Here is a 19827-nt window from a genome sequence, read left to right as displayed (position 1 = left end):
CCGAACGCCGCCTGGCTCCCTGACGGGGGGGGTGAAGCGGGGCCGCGGCATCATCCGGCCCTGCCCCGCTTCCGCTCCCTGCGCCGGAGTTCCCGCCGCTGCTTGCCGGGCAGGGCACCGGCCAGTTCCCCCACCGAAGCGAGGTCGTGGCAGTCGCCGCCGCGACGGCCCCGGCACCACCACACCACCCCAGGGCCCCAGCTCTCCCCGTACTCCCAGTCGGCCGTCGTCCCCTCGGGACGCGGATGCGTGCCGAGCTTGTGGAACGGGCACACCGGCCAGGCCTGCCAGAGCAGTTCGACCACGGTCTCCTGCGCCGCCTCCGCGACATGGACGAGAGGATCGGCCTCGGCATCCCCGGGTTCGGACAGACCGTTGCCCTGCGAGGTGCCGTCGGACAGCGCGACGTAGACCTGCTCGCCGATGTCCTCGTCCCCGCCCCAGACCATCAGGACCAGCGGCTCCCGGTCGGGGAACGTCGCCGCGAAGTCACGGTTGACCGTGTCGAGCGCGGCGCCCAGGCGCGGGAACTCGCCGGGTTCGGCGCGGCGGGAGTTGAAGTCGTTCACCCTGCGATCCTCCCCCGGGCCATCACGCCGGCAGGAGGCAGGTATCGGCAATGGTCATGTGCCCTGTCTTGCAAGGAACTTGACGAAGTGTCACTTTACCAACCGCACAGCTGACCAACAGAATCCTTACCTATGGTGCCGTGTCCATGACAGAAACTTCTGGAGCAACCAACCCGATCGGGCGCCGCACCGTACTGATCGCCACCGGCACCACGGCCGCCGTTCTGGCCGTCGGCGCCGCCGCGCCCGAGGCCCCCGCAACCGCCACGCCGGACGCGACTCCCGCCGCCGCGGCGGCCGTCTGCACCCTCACCAAGGAGATGACCGAAGGCCCCTACTACCTCGACGGCGCCCTCGTCCGCGCCGACGTCACCGAAGGCAAGGCCGGCATCCCGCTCAAGCTGGCGCTCACGGTCGTGAACGACAGCACCTGCGCCGTCATCCCCAACGCGCTCGTCGAGATCTGGCACTGCGACGCGCTCGGCGAGTACTCCGGCTACGTCGGCAACAACGGCCACAGCGAACCGGACGACGGCACCTTCCTGCGCGGCGGTGTCCTCACGAACTCCGCCGGACTCGCCAACATCACCACGATCTACCCGGGTTGGTACCGGGGCCGCTGCGTGCACATCCACGTCAAGGTGCACACCGGCGTCACGCTCACCTCGGACGGCTCGTTCACCGGCGGCCAGGAACTCCACACCGGCCAGCTGTTCATCGACGAGACCATCACCACCGCCGTCGCCAAGATCTCGCCGTACTCGACCAACACGGTCACCCGCACCACCCTCGCCCAGGACTCGATCTACGACGACGGAGGCGCCGCGTCCGGGCTCATGACCCTTACCGCGCTGGGCAGTTCGACCTCCTCCGGCTACACCGGCACGCTGACTCTCGGCGTCCAGCAGAGCTGAGCCCAAGGGGGTGGCCCGCGGTGCGACACGGGCCACCCCCTCCTCACCTCAGGAAGCCGGGCACTCCTTCCACGCCATGTGGTAGACCGTGCTGATGTCGCCGTCCGTCGAGTCCATGGTCATGAAGCTGACCGCGCTGGACGACGAGGTGCCGGCGGCGACCCGCAGCTCCGTGTTGATGTTGAAGTTGCGCTGAACTCCGCAGGGCGCCCACACCAGTTGGGCCCAGTCGGTGCTGTCGGTCGCCTGCCAGTTGTCGTCGTAGGGGCCGTTGAACGGGTGGCTCTTGGACGCGGTGTTCGACGAGCCCTGGAAGTAGTACGAGGCCTTCTGCGCCCCGCTCGCACCGCGCTGGAGTGAGGCGAAGCCGCGGTAGTCCACGCTCGCGATGGCGTACGTGAAGCCCTGCGGGACGTGGACGACCAGGTTGAGCTGGCAGTTCTTGCGGAAGGCCGTGGGGTCGGAGTTGCCGCCGACCTGGGCGAGATACGCGCTGTAGGTCACCGTGAAGGCGGTGTTGTCCTCGGAGACGGCGACCGCCGTCGTGCCCTGCGGGCAGCCCGAGCCGTTCACGGTGGCGACGTTGATGACGATCTTGTCCGGCGGCGGGTCGTCGAACACCGGCGACGACGAGTGCTGCGCGGACGGCAGCGCGGTGGCGAGCAGTGCGGCGACCGCACCACTCAGGAGGAGCCCACCAGGCATGGTTTCTCCTTGGGTTGGGGGGTGGCTGTGCCCCAAGGTCTTTGAAGAACCAATCTTTGAAGAACCAATGAAGTTCCTGTGAAGACCGACGGGGCGCTCGCATCGTAGGAAGCCGCACCCGGAACGGTCAGGGCGAACTCAGGCCATTCACAGATGCGTCTTTCACACTCTCCCCACAGTGTGTGAACTCTGTGGAAATAAGGGGGCGTTGACCGATCCGTCCCCAGATACTTCACAGCCGCACATTAAGGAATTCTTCAGGTACGGCCCTAACTTCGCTGTCCATGACGGGAAAACGAGAGCACAACGAGCAGCAGGACGAACTATCCGCCCGGCACCGCCGGGACAAGGGTCCCCAGCGCCGCCGGGTTCTGATCGGCGGCGGCAGCGTGGCCCTGGCGGGAGGCCTCGTGGCGGCCGGCTTCGCCTCGGCCGACACGGTCTCGACCACCTCGACGGCCACCGACCAGGCGACCACCACCGTCTCCTCGGACGCGTCGGCATCCGCCTCCACAGGCGTCTGCACCCTCACCTCCGAGGTCACCGAGGGTCCGTACTCGCTCGACGGGGCCCTGATCCGCACGGACCTCCGAGAGGAGAAGGAAGGCGTCGAGGTCCAGTACACCTTCACCGTCGTCGACCAGGACAACGACTGCGCGCCGCTGTCCGACGCCCTCGTCGAGCTCTGGCACTGCGACGCGCTCGGCGAGTACTCCGGCTACGTCGGCAACAACGGCCACACGGAGGACGACGACGGCACCTTCCTGCGCGGCGGGCAACTGACCGACAGCAACGGGCAGGTGAGCCTGATCTCCATCTGGCCGGGGCACTACGTCTCGCGCGCCGTCCACGTCCATATGCGGGTGCACACGGGCGTGACGATCGCCGACGGCACCTACACCGGCGGCACGCTCGTCCACACCGGCCAGCTCTTCTTCGACGCGGACCTCAACGAGCAGGTGCAGGCCACCTCGCCGTACTCGGACAACACCACCGCCGAGACGGTCCTCGCCGACGACACGATCTACGACGACGGAGGGGCTGCGTCCGGCCTGCTCACCCTGACCGCGCTCGGCACGAGCGTCTCCGACGGCTACACGGCCACCCTGACCGTGGGCGTCAGTACTAGTTGACCGGGAGGCAGTTGATCAGAACGCACTGATCGGCGAGCGCCGATCACACCCTGACGGGCTGCCGCCCTTCGGCGGACTCGGACTCGGTCCGTGCCTTCCTCGCCTCGTCCCGGCGATGGGCGCGGACCGAGTACGCCAGAGCGGCAGCCCACATCCCGTACAGCACGGCGTACACCGCGGTGCTCAGCGCGCCCGGCGTACCGATCCAGTCGCTGTGCAGCAGCGTACGGACGTTGGTCACGACGATGATCCCGCCGACCGCCGAGCCCAGCACCCGGGGCGGCACCAGCCGGACCAGCCAGGCGGCGACCGGCGCGGCGACGACCCCGCCGAGCAGGAAGGCGATCACCCAGGTCCACTTCAGCCCCTGGGACCCGAGCGAGAACAGGAAACCGAGGCTCGCCGCCACCGCGACCAGGAACTCGCTGGTGTCGACCGACCCGATCACCTTGCGCGGCTCCATCCGGCCGCTGGCCAGCAGCGCGGGCGTACCGACCGGCCCCCAGCCGCCCCCGCCGGTGGCGTCCAGGAACCCGGCGACAAGGCCCAGCGGCGCCAGGAACCGCTTCCGCAGCGGCTTGCCGAGCCGCCCCTCCGGCAGCCCTTTGAAGGTGAACCGGGACATGACGTAGACACCGAGCCCGAGCAGGATCAGCGACATCACCGGCTCCGCGGCCTCCGTCGAGAGCTTCGACAGCGCGGTCGCCCCCAGGAACGAGCCGACCGCGCCCGGTACGCCGATCCGCACGACGACCTTCCAGTCCACGTTCCCGAACCGCCAGTGCGAGGCCCCGGACATCAGGGTCGTACCGATCTCGGAGAGATGGACCGTGGCGGAGGCGGCGGCCGGATTCGTCCCCATGGCCAGCAGCAGCGTCGTCGAGGTGACCCCGTAGGCCATACCGAGGCTGCCGTCCACGAACTGGGCCCCCAGGCCCGCGAGGGCCAGCAGTATCAGCGTGCGCATGTGGTGCGTCCCGTCCGTTCCCGGCTTTCCCACCGATTGAGTAGGGATGAACGGGAGGTGACGCTAAAGGGTGAATCTGAGCGCGGCCTGAGACGACGGTGAACGGCCCCGTCGCTACGGGTTCTCCCAGGCCGCCGGTTCCGCCGCCAGCCGCCGTACCGGCTCCGGCAGCGCGTCCGCCGCGATGTCGGCGAGCGTGACGCCCTCCAGGATCTTGCGGACGTTGGCGCGCAGCGCGATCCACAGGGGGAGGAGGGGTTCGGCGGAGCCGGTGTAGGCGAGGCCGGTGGGGCGCTCGCCGCGCACCGACACGATCGGGCCGTCCACCGCGCGTATCACGTCGGCGACGGTGATCGCGGTCGCGTCGCGCGCCAAGCGGTAGCCGCCGCCCCCGCCGCGCCGGCTGTCGACGATCCCGGCGCGCCGGAGATCGCCGAGAATGCCCTCCAGGAACTTGTGCGGAATGCCCTGCGTGGTGGCGATGGTCTCGGCCTTCAGCGGGCCGTCGTCACCCCGTACGGCGAGCTCCAGTACCGCCCGTACCGCGTAATCCGCCCGTGCCGAGATCCTCATGCGTCCATTGTGGGCCGCTCTGGCGTACAGAATGACCCCGCACGAAAGCCTCCAGGGATCACCACGGAAAATGGCTTCGCACGTGCCGCCGACGGACCGGACCCGAAAGGAGCTTCCAGTGGAGCTGAGCAGGCGTACCTTCAGCACCCTCGCGGGTACGGCCGCGCTCGGACTCGCGCTGGGCGGTGGCAGCGCCGCCTCCCCGGACGCCTACGCCGCGCACGTCGTACCGACCGGCCCGCCCCCCGCCCCGCCGACCGCGGACGGGCTGCCGCACACGATCGGCTACGACCGCTACTCCCTGCTCGTCGACGGCAGACGCCTGGTCCTGTGGTCGGGCGAGATGCACCCGTTCCGGCTGCCGAGCCCGTCCCTGTGGCGGGACGTCCTGCAGAAGATGCGCGCCTTCGGCTACAACGCGGTCAGCATCTACGTCTCGTGGAACTACCACTCCCCCGCCCAGGGCCACTACGACTTCACGGGCGTCCGCGACCTCGACCTGTTCCTGCGCACGGCCGCCGAGACCGGGCTCTACGTCATCCTGCGCCCGGGTCCGTACATCAACGCGGAGATCGACGCGGGCGGTTTCCCCGGCTGGCTGACCGCCACCAAGGGCACCGCAAGGACGGCCGATCCGACGTATCTCTCGCACGTCGACGAGTGGCTGACCCAGGTCGACTCCATCGTCTCCAAGCACCTGTTCACCCAGGGCACGGGCACGGTCCTGCTCTACCAGATCGAGAACGAGTACGACGCCCAGACCACCCAGCCGACCGGCGCGGCCTACATGTCCCACCTGTACAAGAAGGTGCGCGCCGACGGCATCGACGTCCCCCTGTTCCACAACGACAAGGGCCGCAACGGCTATTGGACCCCCGGCTCCTTCGACACCGGCGGCGACACGGGCGGGTGGCTGTACGGTTTCGACGGCTATCCGACGCCGACCCAACCGCCGCCGGACTGGGGCCACTTCGGGATCGGCGGAGCGAAGGGCGGAGCGACCGCCAGCCCCAAGACCCCTGGTTTCGTGCCTGAGTTCGGGGGTGGCTGGTTCGATCCGTGGGGCGGGTCCTGGTTCGACGGGAAGGGGTACGCGGAGTCGCGCCGGACGCGTGACGCGGCGTACGAGCGGCGCTTCTATCTCACCAACCTCGCCAACGGACTCACCCTGCACAACGTCTACATGACCTTCGGCGGCACCTCGTGGGGCTGGCTGCCGGCGCCGGTCGTCTACACGTCGTACGACTACGGCGCCGCCTTCGACGAGGGCCGAAACCCGACCCCGAAGCTCGTGCCGATGCACCAACTGGGCCATCTGCTGCGGACCGTGCCCGACTTCGCCAAGCTGGACCGGGCGGCGGACGTCACGGTGGCCGGCCTGAAGACCTACCACCTCACCAACGCCGACACCGGCTCGCACGTCTACGTGCTGCGCAACGACGGTGCGGCGGACGTCACTTCGACCCTGCCGACCGCGAACGACGACATCGAGGTCACCGTCCCGGCCCTGGACGCCCGCCTCCTGGTGACCCAACTCGCCCTCGGTGAGCGCAAGTTGAGGTACTCGACCGCCACACCGACGATGGTCCTCACCGCCGGCCGGCAGGACATCGCGGTGTTTGCCGGCAAGCGCGGCGAGATGGCGCACACCGTCGTCGAGTGCCCGGAGGAGCCGGTGGTGACCCGGCTCGACGCGCAGGCCGCCTGGGTCTGGGACCGCGGCATCCTGCACGTCACCGTCCCGCTCGGCATCGGCGGCCTGACCCGGGTCCTCGTCCAGGGCGGCGGCGTCGACAACCCCCTCCTGCTGGTCTTCGCCGACGAGGCCGGCTCCGTACGCCTGTGGCCCTACGAGACCGGTTCGGGCACCGCGCTGGTCTACGGCCCGGCGCTGCTGCGCGAGGCCACCGTCAGCGGTACGACCGCCCACCTCACCGGCGACACCATCGCGGAGACCGGCCTGGAGGTGTGGGGGCCGCGCGGCATCACCGAGGTCACCTGGAACGGCAAGCCCGTGGCCGCGACCGTCACCAACGCGTTCAGCCTGCGCTCGAACCCGGACGCGCTGCTGCCGGGGGTGCCGGCGGTACCGCTCCCCGCACTCGACGGCTGGCGGCGGAAGGTGGAGAACCAGGAGGCCGCGGTCGCCTTCGACGACTCCAAGTGGACGCAGGCGAACAGGACTTCGTCGTTCAGCACGACGCCCGTACCCTCCGGGCAGCCCGTCCTCTTCGCCGACGACTACGGCTTCCACTACGGCGACGTCTGGTACCGGGGCCGCTTCACCACGGCCGCCGCCGACGCCCTGGAATCGGTGACCCTCGCCTACAGCACCGGCACCCAGGGCCTGCTGATGGCCTGGCTCGACGGCGAACCGCTCGGCACCCACCGGATGCCGGTGCCGACCACCAGCAGTGTGCGGCAAGGGAGTTGGACCGCCAAGGCGACCCTCGCGGTCCCGGAGAAGCTGCGCACGGCCGGTCCGCACGTCCTGTCCGTCCTGGTCCGGCGCATGCAGCACGACCAGGACGGCAAGGCCCTCGACACCCACAAGGTCGCCCGCGGCCTGACCGCCGTGACCTTCAAGGGCGCCTCCCCGAAGGTGAGTTGGCGCCTCCAGGGCGAGGCGGCCCCCGACCCGGTGCGCGGCCCGCAGAACAACGGCGGCCTGTACGGCGAACGCGAGGGCTGGCACCTGCCGGACTTCCCGGACTCCGGCTGGGAGGCCGTCACCCTCCCCCGAGCGGACCAGCGGCAGGGCGTGGCCTGGTACCGGACGACCTTCAAGCTCGCCGTGGACACCGGCATCGACGCCTCGATCGGCCTCGTCCTCGACGACGACCCGGCCCGCGCCTACCGCGTCCAGATCTTCCTGAACGGCTGGAACATGGGCCAGTACATCAACGACGTGGGCCCACAGCACACCTTCGCCCTGCCGAACGGGATCCTCCGCACACGCGGCACCAACACACTCGCGCTGGCGGTCCTGTCCGACGGCACCACACCGGCGGGCCCGAAGGACGTACGGCTGACGCTGCTGGGCAGCGCGGCCGGAGGAGTACCGGTGACACCGGTGGCCTCCCCCGGCCGATAGTCCTTCGAAAGCTACGCGAGCCGGATCACGTTCCAGGACAGCGGCTCCAGTACGGCGGTCAGGGTGCCGTCCTGGAGGGCGGTGCCCTCGACGCGGTGCGGGGCCACCCGCTCCGGGTCGGCCAGGGTGTTGCGGGCGTCCGGGTCGGCGTCCGCGAGGGCGCTGTGCTCGACGACCGAGGTCAGGTCGAGCCCGTTCAGGCCGACTTGGAGCGGGAGCGACTCGGTGCGGCTGCGGTTGACGGCGAACACCGTGACCGAACCGTCCTCCCCGCGCACCGCCGTGGCGTGCAGCAGGTCGGCCTCGCCGTACTGCTTCGTCCCGTGGGTCGGGGAGTCGACGCGGACGTCCAGGACCTGGCCCCGGCCGTACTTCGAGGCCTGCGCGAACGGGAAGAACGTCGTCTGCCGCCAGGCCGGGCCGCCGGGCTCGGTCATGATCGGCGCGATCACGTTGACGAGCTGGGCGAGGCAGGCGACGGTGACGCGGTCGGCGTGGCGGAGCAGGGCGATCAGGAGCGAGCCGAAGACGACGGCGTCCATGACGCTGTAGTTGTCCTCCAGCAGGCGCGGGGCCTCCGGCCAGTCGGCGGGGTCCGCGTTCTTCGTGTGCTCCTCCCAGTCCGCGGTGTACCAGACGTTCCACTCGTCGAAGGAGAGGTTGATCTTCTTCTTCGACTTGAGGCGGGCACCCACGTGGTCGGCGGTCGCGACCACGTTCTCGATGAAGGACTCCATGTCGACGGCGGAGGCGATGAAGGAGTCGAGGTCGCCGTCGAGCGGCTGGTAGTAGGCGTGCAGCGAGATGTAGTCGACCAGGTCGTACGTCTCCTGGAGGACGGTCGCCTCCCAGGCGGCGAAGGTCGGCATCGCCTGGGAGGAGGAGCCGCAGGCGACCAGTTCCACGTCGGCGTCGATCTGGCGCATCGCGCGGGCCGTCTCGGCGGCGATCCTGCCGTACTCCTCGGCGGTCTTGTGGCCGGTCTGCCAGGGGCCGTCCATCTCGTTGCCGAGGCACCAGACCTTGATGCCGAAGGGCTCCTTGTCACCGTGCGCGATCCGCTGCTCGGAGAGGGCGGTGCCGGAGGGGTGGTTGGCGTACTCCTGGAGCTGCAGGGCCTCGGCGACGCCCCGGGTGCCCAGGTTGATCGCCATCATCGGCTCCGCCTGGGGGCCGACCTTCTTCAGGAACGCGATGTACTCGGAGAGGCCGAAACGGTTCGTCTCGGTCGAGCGCCAGGCCAGGTCGAGGCGGCGGGGGCGGGATTCGGCGGGGCCGACCGAGTCCTCCCACCGGTAGCCGGAGACGAAGTTGCCGCCGGGGTAGCGGATTGCCGTCACGCCGAGTTCGCGCACGAGGTCGAGAACGTCCTGGCGGATGCCGTCCTCGTCCGCGGTGGGGTGGTCCGGTTCGAAGATGCCGGTGTATACGCAGCGGCCGAGGTGTTCCACGAAGGAGCCGAAGAGGCGGGGGTCGACTTCGCCCACGGTGAAGGCCGGGTCGAGGGTGAAGCGGGCGGTGCGCGTGCTCATGGGGTCCTTTCAAAGGGTGCTTGCGTGAGAAGAAGCCAGCCGTCTCTTGTCCAGCTCAGGGTGTTGAGCCCCAGCTTCGGAATGCCTGAATCCTCTCCGTCGTAGTAGTGGTATGCCAAGACATACTGACCTTTGTCCCGGAAGGCGGACTCTCCGCCCGGGCCGGTGTAACGGCCGTGGCTCGCCAGGAGCAGATCGCCGCCGCCGTCCAGCATCGGTTTGCCGGTGCTGTCCGCGTACGGGCCCGTGACCGACGTGGAGCGGCCGACCCGGATCTTGTACGTCGAGTTCACGCCCGCGCAGCAGGCGTCGTAGGACGCGAAGAGGTAGTAGTAGCGGCCGTGCTTGAGCACATACGCGCCCTCCACCGCGTACGGCGCGTCGGGGCGGGTGGCCAGTTGGGCGACCGTCGCACCCGGGATCGACTTGCCGGTCGCGGGGTCGAGCCGGACCATGCGGATGCCCGTCCAGTACGAACCGAACGCCATCCACAGCTTTCCGTCGGCCCGGACGATCGCCGGGTCGATGGCGTTCCACTCGTCCGTGGTCTCGGAGGTGAAGGCCCTGCCGTGGTCGGTCCAGGTGCCGGGGAGACCGGTCGGGGAGGTGGCGACGCCGATCGCGGAGTGGTTGCTGCCCCAGGAGGAGACGGCGTAGTAGAGCCAGTAACGGCCCGCGTGGTAGGAGAGGTCGGGGGCCCAGGGGTCGCCGGTGGAGTTGTAGTCGTACCACCAACTCGGGGGCGCGGCGAAGGCGTTGCCCGCGTCGTCCCACTGGACGCGGTCCTTCGACGTACGGGCCCCGATGACGCCGCCGGTCGAATAGGCCACATAGCCGCCGGACTTGAGGCGGATGACCGTGGGGTCGTGGATGATCTGCTGTCCGGTGATCGGCTGCGGGTCGGGGTAGGTGACGTCGGCCTCGGCCGTGGCGGGGAGGAGTGCGATCACCGCGGCGGCGAGCAGGGCAGTCGGTCTCGGGTGCTTCAACTCGGTTCCTCCGTCGGTGAGTCACCGGCCCGCCGCATGTCCGCTTCTTTCACGCCGTACTTGGCGAGCGGGTCCGGGCCCCGGGGATCCGGGAGACGGCCGGGCGGGCCCCCGGGGCCGGCCGCGGCCGGGAGGTGCCCGCGCTTCGGCTCACGTGGTCCCATGCCCCGCTCCTTGCCGGTAGGAGTCCCGCCATGTTCGAAATACCGTATATCGCTCGTAACTTCGAACGGGACGGTAAAATCGAAGCGCGTCCACGTCAATGGGTTGAGCACAGTGCAACGTGCATTCTCGGGGTCGATTTCCGGACACAGCGGTCGTTCCCGGTCCCACAGCGGCCACCGAATGACATGACGTCGGCAGTTGTGGACGCGTAACCTCGGACCGGCTGTGCGGCGGACGGCGAGACGAGGGAGCGTACGACGTGGTGACGACCTTCCTCGGCGGGCTGTCCGATCACTCGAACGCGACCCGACACGCCAGACGTTGGACCACCTCCGTCCCCTCCTTGATGGAAGCGGCCGGTTTCCCGCTGCCGCGCCGACGGTGAGGTGGCTGAGTCGACGTATGTCCTGGCATATTGCAGCGGTGCGCACGAAGAAGGAGATGAGGCGGCTCGCCGGCGCCCTCATCGACCCCATGCGCGTCCCGGTCCCCGCCGAACCCGAGGCCCTCTTCGACGCGCTCGTCGACTCCGTCGTCCGCTGGCGGGGACGTGAAGTCGTGGTGCGCCGCGAGGTGTTCCCGCCGCACACGGCCAGCGGGCTGTGGCTGGAGGGCGACACCTACGACGTCATCGTCATCGACAAGCGGGCCGCCGCCTGGCACCAGATCGTCATCTTCTGCCACGAGGTGTGGCACATGCACCAGCGCACCACCGAACGCGCCCTCCAGCTGACCGCCGAGCGCGGCCCCCGGCCCGTCGCCGCCCGCACCGACTTCAGCGTCGCCGACGAGCAAGAGGCGGACCGGTTCGGCATGTTGATGAGCGGGCGGCTCCGCCCCTGGCTGGAGTCGGCGGCCGGCGCCGACCCCGTGTACGGCCCCGCCGACGACGGTACGCAGCAGGGCGTCGCCGGGCGCATCGGCGCCGCCCTCAACTACCGCGGGACCAGAAAATGAGCGGCCTGATCAACTACCTCAGCTGCGGCCTGCTGTGGCTGGGCATGCTGGTGAAGGCCCCGGACCTCGTACGTCACTGGCGCGACCCCTATCTCCGCGTCATCTGTGTACTCCTCGCCCTCGCCGGGGCCTGCTTCTTCCTCGGGGCGCCGCCCACCGTCGGCGCGATCAACCACCTCAGCGGCGTCCCCAACCTCGCCGCACCGCTGACGTACGCGTCGATCACCGCGTACAGCGCGTCCTCGCAGGTCCTGATCGTCTACTGGCGGGGCGGACCGCACGTCCACCGCACCGCCCGCCGCTGGATCGTGGCCTACACGGTCGTCCTCGTCGGCATCGCCGTGATGTTCGCGCTCGGCCACACACCCGTGGAGCGCCGCACCGACTTCGACACCTACTACGCGACGACACCGTTCACCGCCGAGATGATCGTGCTGTATCTCGCCGGTCACCTCGCCGCCGTCAGTGTCACCACGGTCTCGTCGCTGCGCTGGGCCCGGCAGGTGCACGGCTGGCTCCGCGCCGGGCTGGTCACGCTGGGCGTCGGCTCGCTGTGCGGCGCCGGTTACAGCCTGACCAAACTCGCGGCGGTGATCGCGCGTTGGTGCGGGCGGGACTGGACGGAGCTCGGTACGACCGTCTCGCCGGCCGCCGCCGGACTGGGCGCGGTCCTGATCGTCGTCGGCGTACTGATCCCGCTGGGCGGCCCCCGGCTGACCCAGCGGCGGCAGGCCCGGCGGACGTACGCCCGGCTCGAACCGCTCGCGCACGAGCTGGACGAACTCCTCACCCGCCGTGCGCTGCGGCTGCCTCGCCCGCGCTGGTCCTCGCCCGCGACCCGGCTGGTGTGGCGGCAGACCAGCATCCACAACGCGCTCGGGCACCTGGACGCGTTCTTCGACCGGGCCCTGTACGAGCGGACGCTGGAGGCCGCGGCACGCACGACGGGCGGGGCGGAGCAGGCCGAGGCGACCGCGTGGGCGGCGGTCGTCGCCGCGGCCGTGGCCGAGGATCGCGCCGGCGACCCGGGCCTCGCCCCCGCAGACGCACCGGACCGGCTCCCGGACCGGACCCCGGGCACCGCACTCCTCGTGCCCATCGCCGACGCGCTGGCCCGGTCCCCGCTCGTCGCCGCCGCCCGGGTCCGCACCGGCACGACGGAAGGGAGTTCGCGGGCATGAGCCTCATGGTGTACATCGCCGCCGCCGTCTTCGGACTGTCCTGCACCGCTCTGCTGGCCCGGCCCTCAAGGGCCCCGCGCGACCCGCTGACCGTGTCCACCTGCGCGGCGATCGTCCTCGGCTCCCTTGGCCTCGTCTGCGCGGCGCCGACGACCCTGAGCGCGGTCAACAGCCTGACCGGCATCCCGAACTTCGGCGCACCCCTCACCTACGGCATGATCTCCGCGTACAGCTGCTCCCTGCTGATCCTGCTCATCCAGTGGCGCGGCGGCTCCCCCGCCCGGATCCGCCGCATGGTGCTGCGCAGCATCGCCGCCTACAGCGCGCTGATCGGCGCCATCGTCGTGCTGTTCACGCTGGCCGACCCGAGCGTCGAGCGGCTCACCGATCTCGACACGTACTACGCCAACACGCCCTACATGCGCGAGATGATCGTGCTCTATCTGCTCGGGCACAGCGCGGCCACCCTGGCGATGTGCTCGGTGTGCGTGGCCTGGGCCCGAAAGGTCACCGGTCTGCTGCGGACCGGTCTGCAACTCATCCTGGTCGGCACGATGTTGGACGTGATCGGCTTCCAGCTCGTCAAATACACGGCGGTCGTGGCCCGTTGGACCGGCCACGACCTGGACTTCCTCTCCACCGGAATCGCCCCGCCGATGGCCTCGCTGGCCGCACTCACCTGTTCCGCGGGCTTCGCCCTGCCCAGGCTGCTGCCCACGTTGCGCGCGCACTGGCGCGACCTGGGCGACCTGCGCGGGCTGGGCCCGCTGTGGTCGGAGGTCCGCTTCGCGTCCCTCGCCCCGAAGCCGCCCAGCGCGCTCTGGCAGCTTCCCCGGATGCGGCTGCACTGGCGTGAAGTGTCCATACACGACGGCCTGTTGGCGCTCGCCCCGTACTTCGACGACCGGGTCCGCGAACGCACCCGCGACGCCGCCCTGCACGAGGGCCGCTCCGCGCACGAGGCCCGGGTGGCGGCCGAGGCGGCGATGGTGGCCGACGCCGCCCGCCGCGCCGCCGCCCGCGAGGAGCCCTTCGGTACGCCGAGCACCTACCGCCTCTACGCCACCGAGGTCTCCGACACCTGCGGGCTGGTCGAGCTGGCGCGGGCCCTCGCCCGGTCACGGCTCGCCACAGCCGTACCGGAGAGTACGGTGAAGGCCACCCCCCGCTGACCCACGGTCGCGCGAACACCTGAGTTTCCAGGCTGACTTGAGGAGCCCCATGCCGCGGAGAGCTGTCGTCGTCGGTGCCGGACTGGCCGGCCTGCTGGCCGCCGCCGCCCTGTCCGTCCACACGGACGAGGTGATCGTGCTGGACCGGGACGAGCTGCCCGACGGACCGGAGCACCGCAGGGGTCTCCCGCAGGGGCGCCACGCCCATCTGCTGATGTCCGGCGGCCTGGCCGCGATGGAGGACCTCGTGCCCGGCCCGAGCGTGCGCGAACAGCTGCTCGCCGCGGGCGCCCACGAGATCTCCCTCAGCTCGGGCATGCTCGCCCTGACCTCCGAGGGCTGGCTGCGCCGCTGGAAGCACGAGGGCCCCCGGATGCTCACCTGCACCCGTGCGCTGCTGGACTGGGTGGTGCGCTCGGCGGTCCTGGCCGACACGAAGACCGAGATCCGTACGGCCCGGGGCCTGGGCCTGCTCGGCGACGCCCGGCGCGTGACCGGCGTACGCGTCTCGACAGACGCCGGGGTCACGGAACTCGAGGCCGATTTCGTGGTCGAGGCCAGTGGCCGCGGCTCACGGATCGTGCGCTGGCTGGGAGCGCTCGGGGTGACCGGGATCGACGAACGGACCGTCGACTCCGGCCTCGTCAACGCGACCCGGATCTACCGCCGGCCGGAGGGCGCCGAGCGCTTCCCCCTCACGATCCTCCAGGCGAACCCGTACGAGTCCCGGCCCGGCCGCGCCGGAATGGTCCTGCCCATCGAGGGCGACCGCTGGATGGTCAGCCTCGCCGGCACCCGGGGCGGCGAACCGCCCGCCGACCCGGACGGCTTCCTCCAGTACATCCTCGACCTGCCGGACCCCATCCTCGGTCGCCTCGTCTCCGGCGCCGAACCCCTGACGGAGATACACACGAGCCACAGCAGCAAGAACGTCCGCCGCTATCTGGAGAAGGTCCGGGACTGGCCCGAGGGCCTGATCGTCCTCGGCGACGCCCTCGCCACCTTCAACCCGGCCTACGGACAAGGCATGTCGGTGGCCGCGCTGGGCGCACAGATACTCTCCCGTGAACTGGACCACGAGGGTTTCACCGCCCCCGGCCTGGCCGCCAAGGTCCAGCGCGGAGTGGCCGCCCCGGTGGAGGGCGCCTGGGCCATGGCGGTGGGCCAGGACGTCTGGTACCCCGAGACGAAGGGTCCCGAGCCGACCAGGGCGGACCGCCTGATCACCGGCTACTCCCGCCGCCTCCTGAAGTCGGCAACGGGTTCGTACAAGGCGGCGGCAGCACTCGCAGCGGTGACGAGCATGGAGGCGGACGCGTCGACCCTGATGCGCCCCAGCACTTTGCTGGCGGCCCTCAACGGCCCACTCCTGCCGCCGCTTTCGGGCCCACCGCTGACCTCGTCGGAACGAAAGACGCTGGCCGACTTGGAGCGCGCGGCGAGCTGAGTCTCTGTCTTCTTGGGGGGGGCCGTATCAACCGTCACCCGTCAAATGCAGGCTGCGCCAACCCCTTTCCCGCCCCCGGCACCACCAACAGCGAACCAGCAACAGGATGCGGCGAGTTGAGCCCCACCCGGGCTGTGGTGACGTACAGGTCGGTCAGGTCCGCCCCGCCGAACGCGCACGCGGTGACCAGCGGAACAGGCAGCCGGACCTCGCGATCCAACTCCCCGTCCGGCGTATACCGCCGCACCGCGCCCCCGTCCCACAACGCGACCCACACACACCCGTCCGCATCGACGGTCAACCCGTCCGGGAACCCCGCACCGTCCTCGATCTCGGCGAACCGCCGCCGCTTCGAGACCCGCCCGTCCGCGTACTCGAAGACATCGATCCGCCGCGTGGGCGAGTCGATGTAGTACATGAGCCGCCCGTCCGGACTCCACCCCGTCCCGTTGCTGACGGCCACGTCGTCGAGGACCAGCCGGACCGCCCCGTCCCCGGTGATCCGGGACAGCGTGCCGCCGCACGCCGCCTCGTCGTAGCGCATCGTGCCCACCCACAGCGCCCCGTCCGGTGCCACGGCCGCGTCGTTGGCGCGCCGCCCGGGGACCGGGTCCCGGTGCAGCCACCGGAAGCCGCCGTCCGGATCGACGAGACCGACCCCGTCCCGGAGATTGAGGACCAGTCCCCCGCCGGCCCGGGGCTTCGCCGCGCCGACGTGCTGTTCGGTCACCCGGACCGTGCGCGCGCCGGTCGCGGGGTCGTACGTATGGACCCTGGAGCCGAGGATGTCGATCCAGATCAGCCGCCCGGCCGCCGCGTCCCACGTCGGCCCCTCGCCGAGGGTGGCCTCGGCCCGTACCGCCACTTCGTACGTCATGCCACGCTCCGGTGTCCGAGTCGCTCCGACAGTTCTGCGGCGCCCTTCGCGGCGAGCTGCTCCAGTTCGACGCGGCGCTCGTCGCTCCATCGGATCATGGGGACGGAGATGGAGAGCGCGGCGACGACCTGGCCGGTGCGGTCCCGGACCGGGGCAGCCACACAGGACACGTCCGGATTCGACTCACGGCTCTCGACCGCGACCCCGCGCGACCGGATCTCGGCGAGAGCCTCCCTGAGGGCGTCCGGCTCGACGATGCTGTTGGGCGTCATCGCGACCAGCGACGCGTCCGCGGGGATGCGGGCGGTGAGCTCCGGCTCGGGGAGGGAGGCCAGCAGCATCTTGCCCACGGAGGTGCAGTGGGCGGGCAGCCGGCGGCCGGCCGCCGACACCATGCGCACCGCGTGCGTGGAGTCGACCTTGGCGATGTAGATGACGTCGGTGCCTTCGAGGATGGCCACGTGCACGGTCTCGTCGCAGGTCTCGGCGACGGACCGGGCGACCTGCTGGCCCTCGGCGGCGAGGTCGAGCTGCTCGGCGTACCGGCTCCCGAGCTGGTACGGACGGACTCCGAGCCGGTAGCGTCCGGGTTGTCCGGGCACGGGCACGATGTACGACCGGGCGGAGAGAGTGGTGACGAGTTCGTGCACGGTGGTGCGCGGCAGTTGCAGCTTGCGCACGATGTCGGGGGCGGAGAGCGTCCCGTCCCCGTCGAGGAAGAGCTCAAGGATGTCGAGAGCCCGGGTCACGGCAGGTACGAGGCGTCCCACAACCGGCCCCCTTCTTGGATGTCGATGAGTGGCTGCGCCAGCTGGCGTGTTCGAAATTTCAACTGACGATCGGGATAACGAACACAGGCTAGCCATAGAGGGTTGCACGGGCAATGGTCGGGTGACCGTGTGACTACCGCCGGGCCCGCGGATCGCCCAGCGCGCCACGCAACCGCTGGGCCCGCAGGACGAGTTCGAGCTCGAAGCGCCGGTCGGGATCGTCGATCTCGCCGCCCCACAGTTCGCGGATCTGACGCAGCCGGTAACGCACGGTCTGCGGGTGCACACCGAGCCGCGCGGCCACCTCCGGCGCCCCGCCCCGCGTCTCCAGCCAGGCCAGCAGGGTCTCCGCGAGCCGCCGCCCGTGCGTCGGCCCGCAGTGCGCCAGCGGCGCCAGACACCGCAGCGCGAGATCGTCGATCAGCTCCTCCGGCTGCAGCAGCACCAGCGCCTCGGTGTGCTCGGTGCAGTACAGCACCTCTCCGGCCGGCAACAGCCCCCGCTCCATCAGCCCTACGGCGGCCTCGGCCCAGCGCGCCGACTTCACCGCGTCGGCCAGCGGCACCGGGGGCCCGATCGCGCCGGCCCAGCCGGTCAGCGCGCGGTGCAGCAGCTCGGGGCGGCCGGCCGCGTCCGGTTCGGGGACGACCATGCGGGGCTGCTCGTACTCCATGTCGAGCAGGACCTCCTGCCCTACGGCGGGGGCGACCGCCTCGCGGGCCGGGCGCAGCAGCACGCCGACGGAGACCTTGTCGGGCAGCGGCCAGCCGATGCGGGCGGCGCGTTCGGAGAGGGCCTCGGCCGGGTCGCCGCGGTGGTGCTCGGCGAGGAGGAGTTCCATCAGCCGCCGCTGGAGGCGCAGCCGCTCCCCCGCCTGCCGTGCGGCGGCCTCGGCATACCCGCGCACGGACTGGTCGACCAGCCCGTCGAGGTACTCGTAGCCCGCGTCGACGAGTTCGTACATCGCGGGCGGCGGGATCTCGACGCGCTGGCCGATCTCGGCGAAGCGCCGCCAGGCGAGCCGTACGCCCATGCGGTAGATGGCCTGGAGCGAGTCGAGGCTGCGGCCGTGCAGGCCCTCGCCGCGCCCGAACTCCTGGAAGACGCCCGGCGGTACGGTCGGGCGGCCCTCGGCGGTCTCCAGGTGCTGGACGAAGACCTCGATGGCGCGGCGGATGCCGATCAGGGCCATGGGCTCGCCCGAGTCGTCGAGGACCAGGGGCAGTTGGGGGTGCTCGCGGCGGATCTCGCGCAGGATCTCCTCGGCGAGCGCGGGCGCCTCGGCCATGACGATCGCGGCGAACTCGCGCACCTGGAGGCGCGGCACGTCGAGCCACGCCGAGCGTGCCGTCACGGTCGCCGGTCGAGCAGCCATGGGGTCAACTCCCCTGACCCGCTTGCTCGTAGGTGATCAGAGGCGTGTTCGGCTGATCCGGCCTGGCGTCGAGCAGCGCGACGATGCCGAGCGCGGCGCCGACGGCGAGGGCGGCGGCGAGAGCCATGGTGAGTACGGCGGCGAGCAGTCTGGACATCGCAGGGTCAGCCTCTCTGTCCTGAGGTCCGTGCGCCCGACCCTGCCCGTCGGCCCAGTGTCGGCAGACATTGACACTCCGTCAAGGGGCGCCTACGGTTCCCGGCCCAAGGGCCGGCGAGAACTCCGTAACCGAATTCCACTGGAGTGTCCGGATGCGCCGTACAGCCTCTCCATTCTCGTTAATCCTGCTGGGACTTGGCACGTTTCTGCTGGTCCTGGCGCCGCTGCTGGCGTGGTACGTCGAGCCGCGGGCCGCCGTGACGCCGATCGACATCGACACGACCGCCGTCTACCGGGGCACCGGAAGCTACTTCGACACCGGCGAGTTGCGGACCGTGGACAACCAGCGGATCACCGTCACCCAGCAGGTGCGCGGCGATGTCGCGGACAGCGAGAAGAGCGGGCACGCGGTGTGGGACGTCACCACGACCGTCGACACCGACAAGTCCCTGCCGGCCGCCGATCCCCACGACGCGCTGGAGTTCTTCCCCAACCGGTGGGTCACGGACCGCAGGACCAACAAGCCGGTGCACTGCTGCCACGAGAACCCGTACTTCGAGGGCGACGCCTACCTGAAGTTCCCGTTCGACGTGCGGAAACAGCCGTACCAGTGGTGGGACAACTCCCTCGGCGGGACGGTCACTCTGCGCTACTCCGGGACCAGGAAGGTGCAGGGCTACTCGGGTTACGTCTTCAGGGGCACGGTCCCGCCCACGAAGATCGGCACCCGGCTGGTCCCGGGCAGCCTGGTCGACCAGCCCGGCTCCCCGCAGATCCTGGCCGAGGAGTGGTACTCCAACCACGGCATCGAGTTGGTCGTCGACCAGCGCACCGGCCGGGTGGTCTACGCCCGGACAGGCCCCCGCCGCACTCTGCGCGCCCCCGGTCACGCCTACGACGCGGTGCTCCTCCTGGACGCCGACAAGCTCGCGTTCACCACGGCCACACAGAAGGAACAGGTGAAACTGGCGAAGCAGGAGAGTGGTCAGCTGCGCCTGGTGGGGCAGTCGTTGCCGATCGGTACCGCTGTGGCCGGATTCGTCCTGGCCGTGATCGGCGGCGTTTTGGTGCTACGAGGACGCCGACGCCCCGAATCACCCGTTTCACCCGAGTATCCGCCCACGATGTGACGTGACGTCAGTTCTAATAACCCCGGAAATTGTCACGCGGGTGAGTAGCCGTCGGGAACGCCGAAGCGAAAACTGTCCACCCACCCGAGCACAGCCCACCCACAGAAATCCGCACCGC

19 protein-coding genes are annotated in these 19827 nt (G+C 70.4%); 8 read left to right on the top strand and 11 right to left on the bottom strand.

Annotation, left to right across the window (positions count from 1 at the left end; genetic code table 11):
• Nucleotides 1–50: 50 nt before the first annotated feature.
• Nucleotides 51–569 carry a hypothetical protein gene (locus AB0I51_RS02760; protein ID WP_362970669.1) on the bottom strand — a complete coding sequence of 173 codons (519 nt, stop codon included), beginning with the start codon at nt 567–569 and terminating at the stop codon, nt 51–53.
• 146 nt (nt 570–715) lie between these two features.
• Between AB0I51_RS02760 and AB0I51_RS02755 the strand changes: the two genes are divergently transcribed.
• A complete protein-coding gene (locus AB0I51_RS02755) occupies nt 716–1483 on the top strand; it encodes an intradiol ring-cleavage dioxygenase (protein WP_362970667.1) in 768 nt (255 codons plus the stop codon).
• A 48-nt stretch (nt 1484–1531) separates the two neighbouring features.
• On the opposite strand, the gene AB0I51_RS02750 is transcribed toward AB0I51_RS02755, so the two are convergent.
• Nucleotides 1532–2188: a DUF4360 domain-containing protein gene (locus AB0I51_RS02750; RefSeq protein ID WP_362970665.1), complete on the bottom strand. Its 657-nt coding sequence runs from the start codon at nt 2186–2188 to the stop codon at nt 1532–1534.
• 284 nt (nt 2189–2472) lie between these two features.
• On the opposite strand from AB0I51_RS02750, the gene AB0I51_RS02745 reads away from it, so the two are divergent.
• A complete protein-coding gene (locus AB0I51_RS02745; protein ID WP_362970663.1) occupies nt 2473–3321 on the top strand; it encodes an intradiol ring-cleavage dioxygenase in 849 nt (282 codons plus the stop codon).
• Between the two features lie 43 nt (nt 3322–3364).
• Here the strand turns inward: AB0I51_RS02745 and AB0I51_RS02740 are convergent, their stop codons facing one another.
• Both AB0I51_RS02740 and AB0I51_RS02735 read right to left on the bottom strand, forming a co-directional pair.
• Nucleotides 3365–4288, bottom strand: a complete 924-nt coding sequence (locus tag AB0I51_RS02740) for a sulfite exporter TauE/SafE family protein (RefSeq protein WP_362970661.1) — start codon at nt 4286–4288, stop codon at nt 3365–3367.
• 114 nt (nt 4289–4402) lie between these two features.
• On the bottom strand, nt 4403–4861 hold the full coding sequence (locus tag AB0I51_RS02735) for an Rrf2 family transcriptional regulator (protein WP_359615435.1): 459 nt from the start codon (nt 4859–4861) through the stop codon (nt 4403–4405).
• 118 nt (nt 4862–4979) lie between these two features.
• Between AB0I51_RS02735 and AB0I51_RS02730 the strand changes: the two genes are divergently transcribed.
• A complete protein-coding gene (locus AB0I51_RS02730; protein WP_362970659.1) occupies nt 4980–7955 on the top strand; it encodes a beta-galactosidase in 2976 nt (991 codons plus the stop codon).
• Nucleotides 7956–7966: 11 nt separating this feature from the next.
• Here AB0I51_RS02730 and AB0I51_RS02725 read toward each other — a convergent pair whose 3' ends face one another.
• From AB0I51_RS02725 to AB0I51_RS02715, 3 genes are read right to left on the bottom strand one after another with little or no spacing between them, the layout of a single operon-like run.
• A complete protein-coding gene (locus AB0I51_RS02725; RefSeq protein ID WP_362970657.1) occupies nt 7967–9487 on the bottom strand; it encodes an alpha-N-arabinofuranosidase in 1521 nt (506 codons plus the stop codon).
• A complete protein-coding gene (locus AB0I51_RS02720) occupies nt 9484–10476 on the bottom strand; it encodes an arabinan endo-1,5-alpha-L-arabinosidase (RefSeq protein WP_362970655.1) in 993 nt (330 codons plus the stop codon). The genes AB0I51_RS02725 and AB0I51_RS02720 overlap by 4 nt, the downstream gene beginning before the upstream one ends.
• Nucleotides 10473–10640: a hypothetical protein gene (locus AB0I51_RS02715; RefSeq protein ID WP_362970653.1), complete on the bottom strand. Its 168-nt coding sequence runs from the start codon at nt 10638–10640 to the stop codon at nt 10473–10475. The genes AB0I51_RS02720 and AB0I51_RS02715 overlap by 4 nt, the downstream gene beginning before the upstream one ends.
• Nucleotides 10641–11064: 424 nt before the next feature.
• On the opposite strand from AB0I51_RS02715, the gene AB0I51_RS02710 reads away from it, so the two are divergent.
• Genes AB0I51_RS02710 through AB0I51_RS02695 form a run of 4 tightly spaced genes read left to right on the top strand, consistent with a single transcriptional unit; the run spans nt 11065 to nt 15398 of the window.
• On the top strand, nt 11065–11598 hold the full coding sequence (locus AB0I51_RS02710; protein ID WP_362970651.1) for a toxin: 534 nt from the start codon (nt 11065–11067) through the stop codon (nt 11596–11598).
• A complete protein-coding gene (locus AB0I51_RS02705) occupies nt 11595–12779 on the top strand; it encodes an MAB_1171c family putative transporter (protein WP_362970649.1) in 1185 nt (394 codons plus the stop codon). Before AB0I51_RS02710 ends, AB0I51_RS02705 begins: the two co-directional genes overlap by 4 nt.
• On the top strand, nt 12776–13951 hold the full coding sequence (locus tag AB0I51_RS02700) for an MAB_1171c family putative transporter (RefSeq protein WP_362970647.1): 1176 nt from the start codon (nt 12776–12778) through the stop codon (nt 13949–13951). The genes AB0I51_RS02705 and AB0I51_RS02700 overlap by 4 nt, the downstream gene beginning before the upstream one ends.
• Before the next feature lie 49 nt (nt 13952–14000).
• Complete coding sequence (locus AB0I51_RS02695) at nt 14001–15398, top strand: FAD-dependent monooxygenase (RefSeq protein ID WP_362970645.1); 1398 nt, start codon at nt 14001–14003, stop codon at nt 15396–15398.
• A 34-nt stretch (nt 15399–15432) separates the two neighbouring features.
• Here the strand turns inward: AB0I51_RS02695 and AB0I51_RS02690 are convergent, their stop codons facing one another.
• The 4 genes from AB0I51_RS02690 to AB0I51_RS02675 form a co-directional block, all read right to left on the bottom strand.
• On the bottom strand, nt 15433–16275 hold the full coding sequence (locus AB0I51_RS02690; RefSeq protein ID WP_362970643.1) for an SMP-30/gluconolactonase/LRE family protein: 843 nt from the start codon (nt 16273–16275) through the stop codon (nt 15433–15435).
• Nucleotides 16272–17045: an IclR family transcriptional regulator gene (locus AB0I51_RS02685; RefSeq protein WP_362970641.1), complete on the bottom strand. Its 774-nt coding sequence runs from the start codon at nt 17043–17045 to the stop codon at nt 16272–16274. The genes AB0I51_RS02690 and AB0I51_RS02685 overlap by 4 nt, the downstream gene beginning before the upstream one ends.
• A gap of 133 nt (nt 17046–17178) precedes the next feature.
• Nucleotides 17179–18420, bottom strand: coding sequence for a helix-turn-helix domain-containing protein (locus AB0I51_RS02680; RefSeq protein ID WP_362970639.1), 1242 nt, complete (start codon nt 18418–18420; stop codon nt 17179–17181).
• A gap of 4 nt (nt 18421–18424) precedes the next feature.
• Nucleotides 18425–18577, bottom strand: coding sequence for a hypothetical protein (locus tag AB0I51_RS02675; RefSeq protein WP_362970637.1), 153 nt, complete (start codon nt 18575–18577; stop codon nt 18425–18427).
• Between the two features lie 154 nt (nt 18578–18731).
• Here AB0I51_RS02675 and AB0I51_RS02670 point away from each other — a divergent pair, with 154 nt between their 5' ends.
• Nucleotides 18732–19709: a DUF3068 domain-containing protein gene (locus tag AB0I51_RS02670; RefSeq protein ID WP_362970635.1), complete on the top strand. Its 978-nt coding sequence runs from the start codon at nt 18732–18734 to the stop codon at nt 19707–19709.
• Nucleotides 19710–19827 lie beyond the last annotated feature (118 nt).

Source organism: Streptomyces sp. NPDC050549, from assembly GCF_040655035.1.
Classification (GTDB): domain Bacteria; phylum Actinomycetota; class Actinomycetes; order Streptomycetales; family Streptomycetaceae; genus Streptomyces.
The sequence above is the reverse complement of the archived record's forward strand: the minus strand, read 5'-3'. Positions and strand labels throughout refer to the sequence as shown.

Bases quoted from the DNA above. Each gene is read 5' to 3' on its own strand.
- AB0I51_RS02755 (WP_362970667.1), top strand. From the start codon at position 716: ATGACAGAAACTTCTGGAGCAACCAACCCGATCGGGCGCCGCACCGTA.
- AB0I51_RS02750 (WP_362970665.1), bottom strand. From the start codon at position 2,188: ATGCCTGGTGGGCTCCTCCTGAGTGGTGCGGTCGCCGCACTGCTCGCC.
- AB0I51_RS02745 (WP_362970663.1), top strand. From the start codon at position 2,473: ATGACGGGAAAACGAGAGCACAACGAGCAGCAGGACGAACTATCCGCC.
- AB0I51_RS02740 (WP_362970661.1), bottom strand. From the start codon at position 4,288: ATGCGCACGCTGATACTGCTGGCCCTCGCGGGCCTGGGGGCCCAGTTC.
- AB0I51_RS02735 (WP_359615435.1), bottom strand. From the start codon at position 4,861: ATGAGGATCTCGGCACGGGCGGATTACGCGGTACGGGCGGTACTGGAG.
- AB0I51_RS02725 (WP_362970657.1), bottom strand. From the start codon at position 9,487: ATGAGCACGCGCACCGCCCGCTTCACCCTCGACCCGGCCTTCACCGTG.
- AB0I51_RS02715 (WP_362970653.1), bottom strand. From the start codon at position 10,640: ATGGGACCACGTGAGCCGAAGCGCGGGCACCTCCCGGCCGCGGCCGGC.
- AB0I51_RS02705 (WP_362970649.1), top strand. From the start codon at position 11,595: ATGAGCGGCCTGATCAACTACCTCAGCTGCGGCCTGCTGTGGCTGGGC.
- AB0I51_RS02700 (WP_362970647.1), top strand. From the start codon at position 12,776: ATGAGCCTCATGGTGTACATCGCCGCCGCCGTCTTCGGACTGTCCTGC.
- AB0I51_RS02695 (WP_362970645.1), top strand. From the start codon at position 14,001: ATGCCGCGGAGAGCTGTCGTCGTCGGTGCCGGACTGGCCGGCCTGCTG.
- AB0I51_RS02690 (WP_362970643.1), bottom strand. From the start codon at position 16,275: ATGACGTACGAAGTGGCGGTACGGGCCGAGGCCACCCTCGGCGAGGGG.
- AB0I51_RS02680 (WP_362970639.1), bottom strand. From the start codon at position 18,420: ATGGCTGCTCGACCGGCGACCGTGACGGCACGCTCGGCGTGGCTCGAC.
- AB0I51_RS02675 (WP_362970637.1), bottom strand. From the start codon at position 18,577: ATGTCCAGACTGCTCGCCGCCGTACTCACCATGGCTCTCGCCGCCGCC.
- AB0I51_RS02670 (WP_362970635.1), top strand. From the start codon at position 18,732: ATGCGCCGTACAGCCTCTCCATTCTCGTTAATCCTGCTGGGACTTGGC.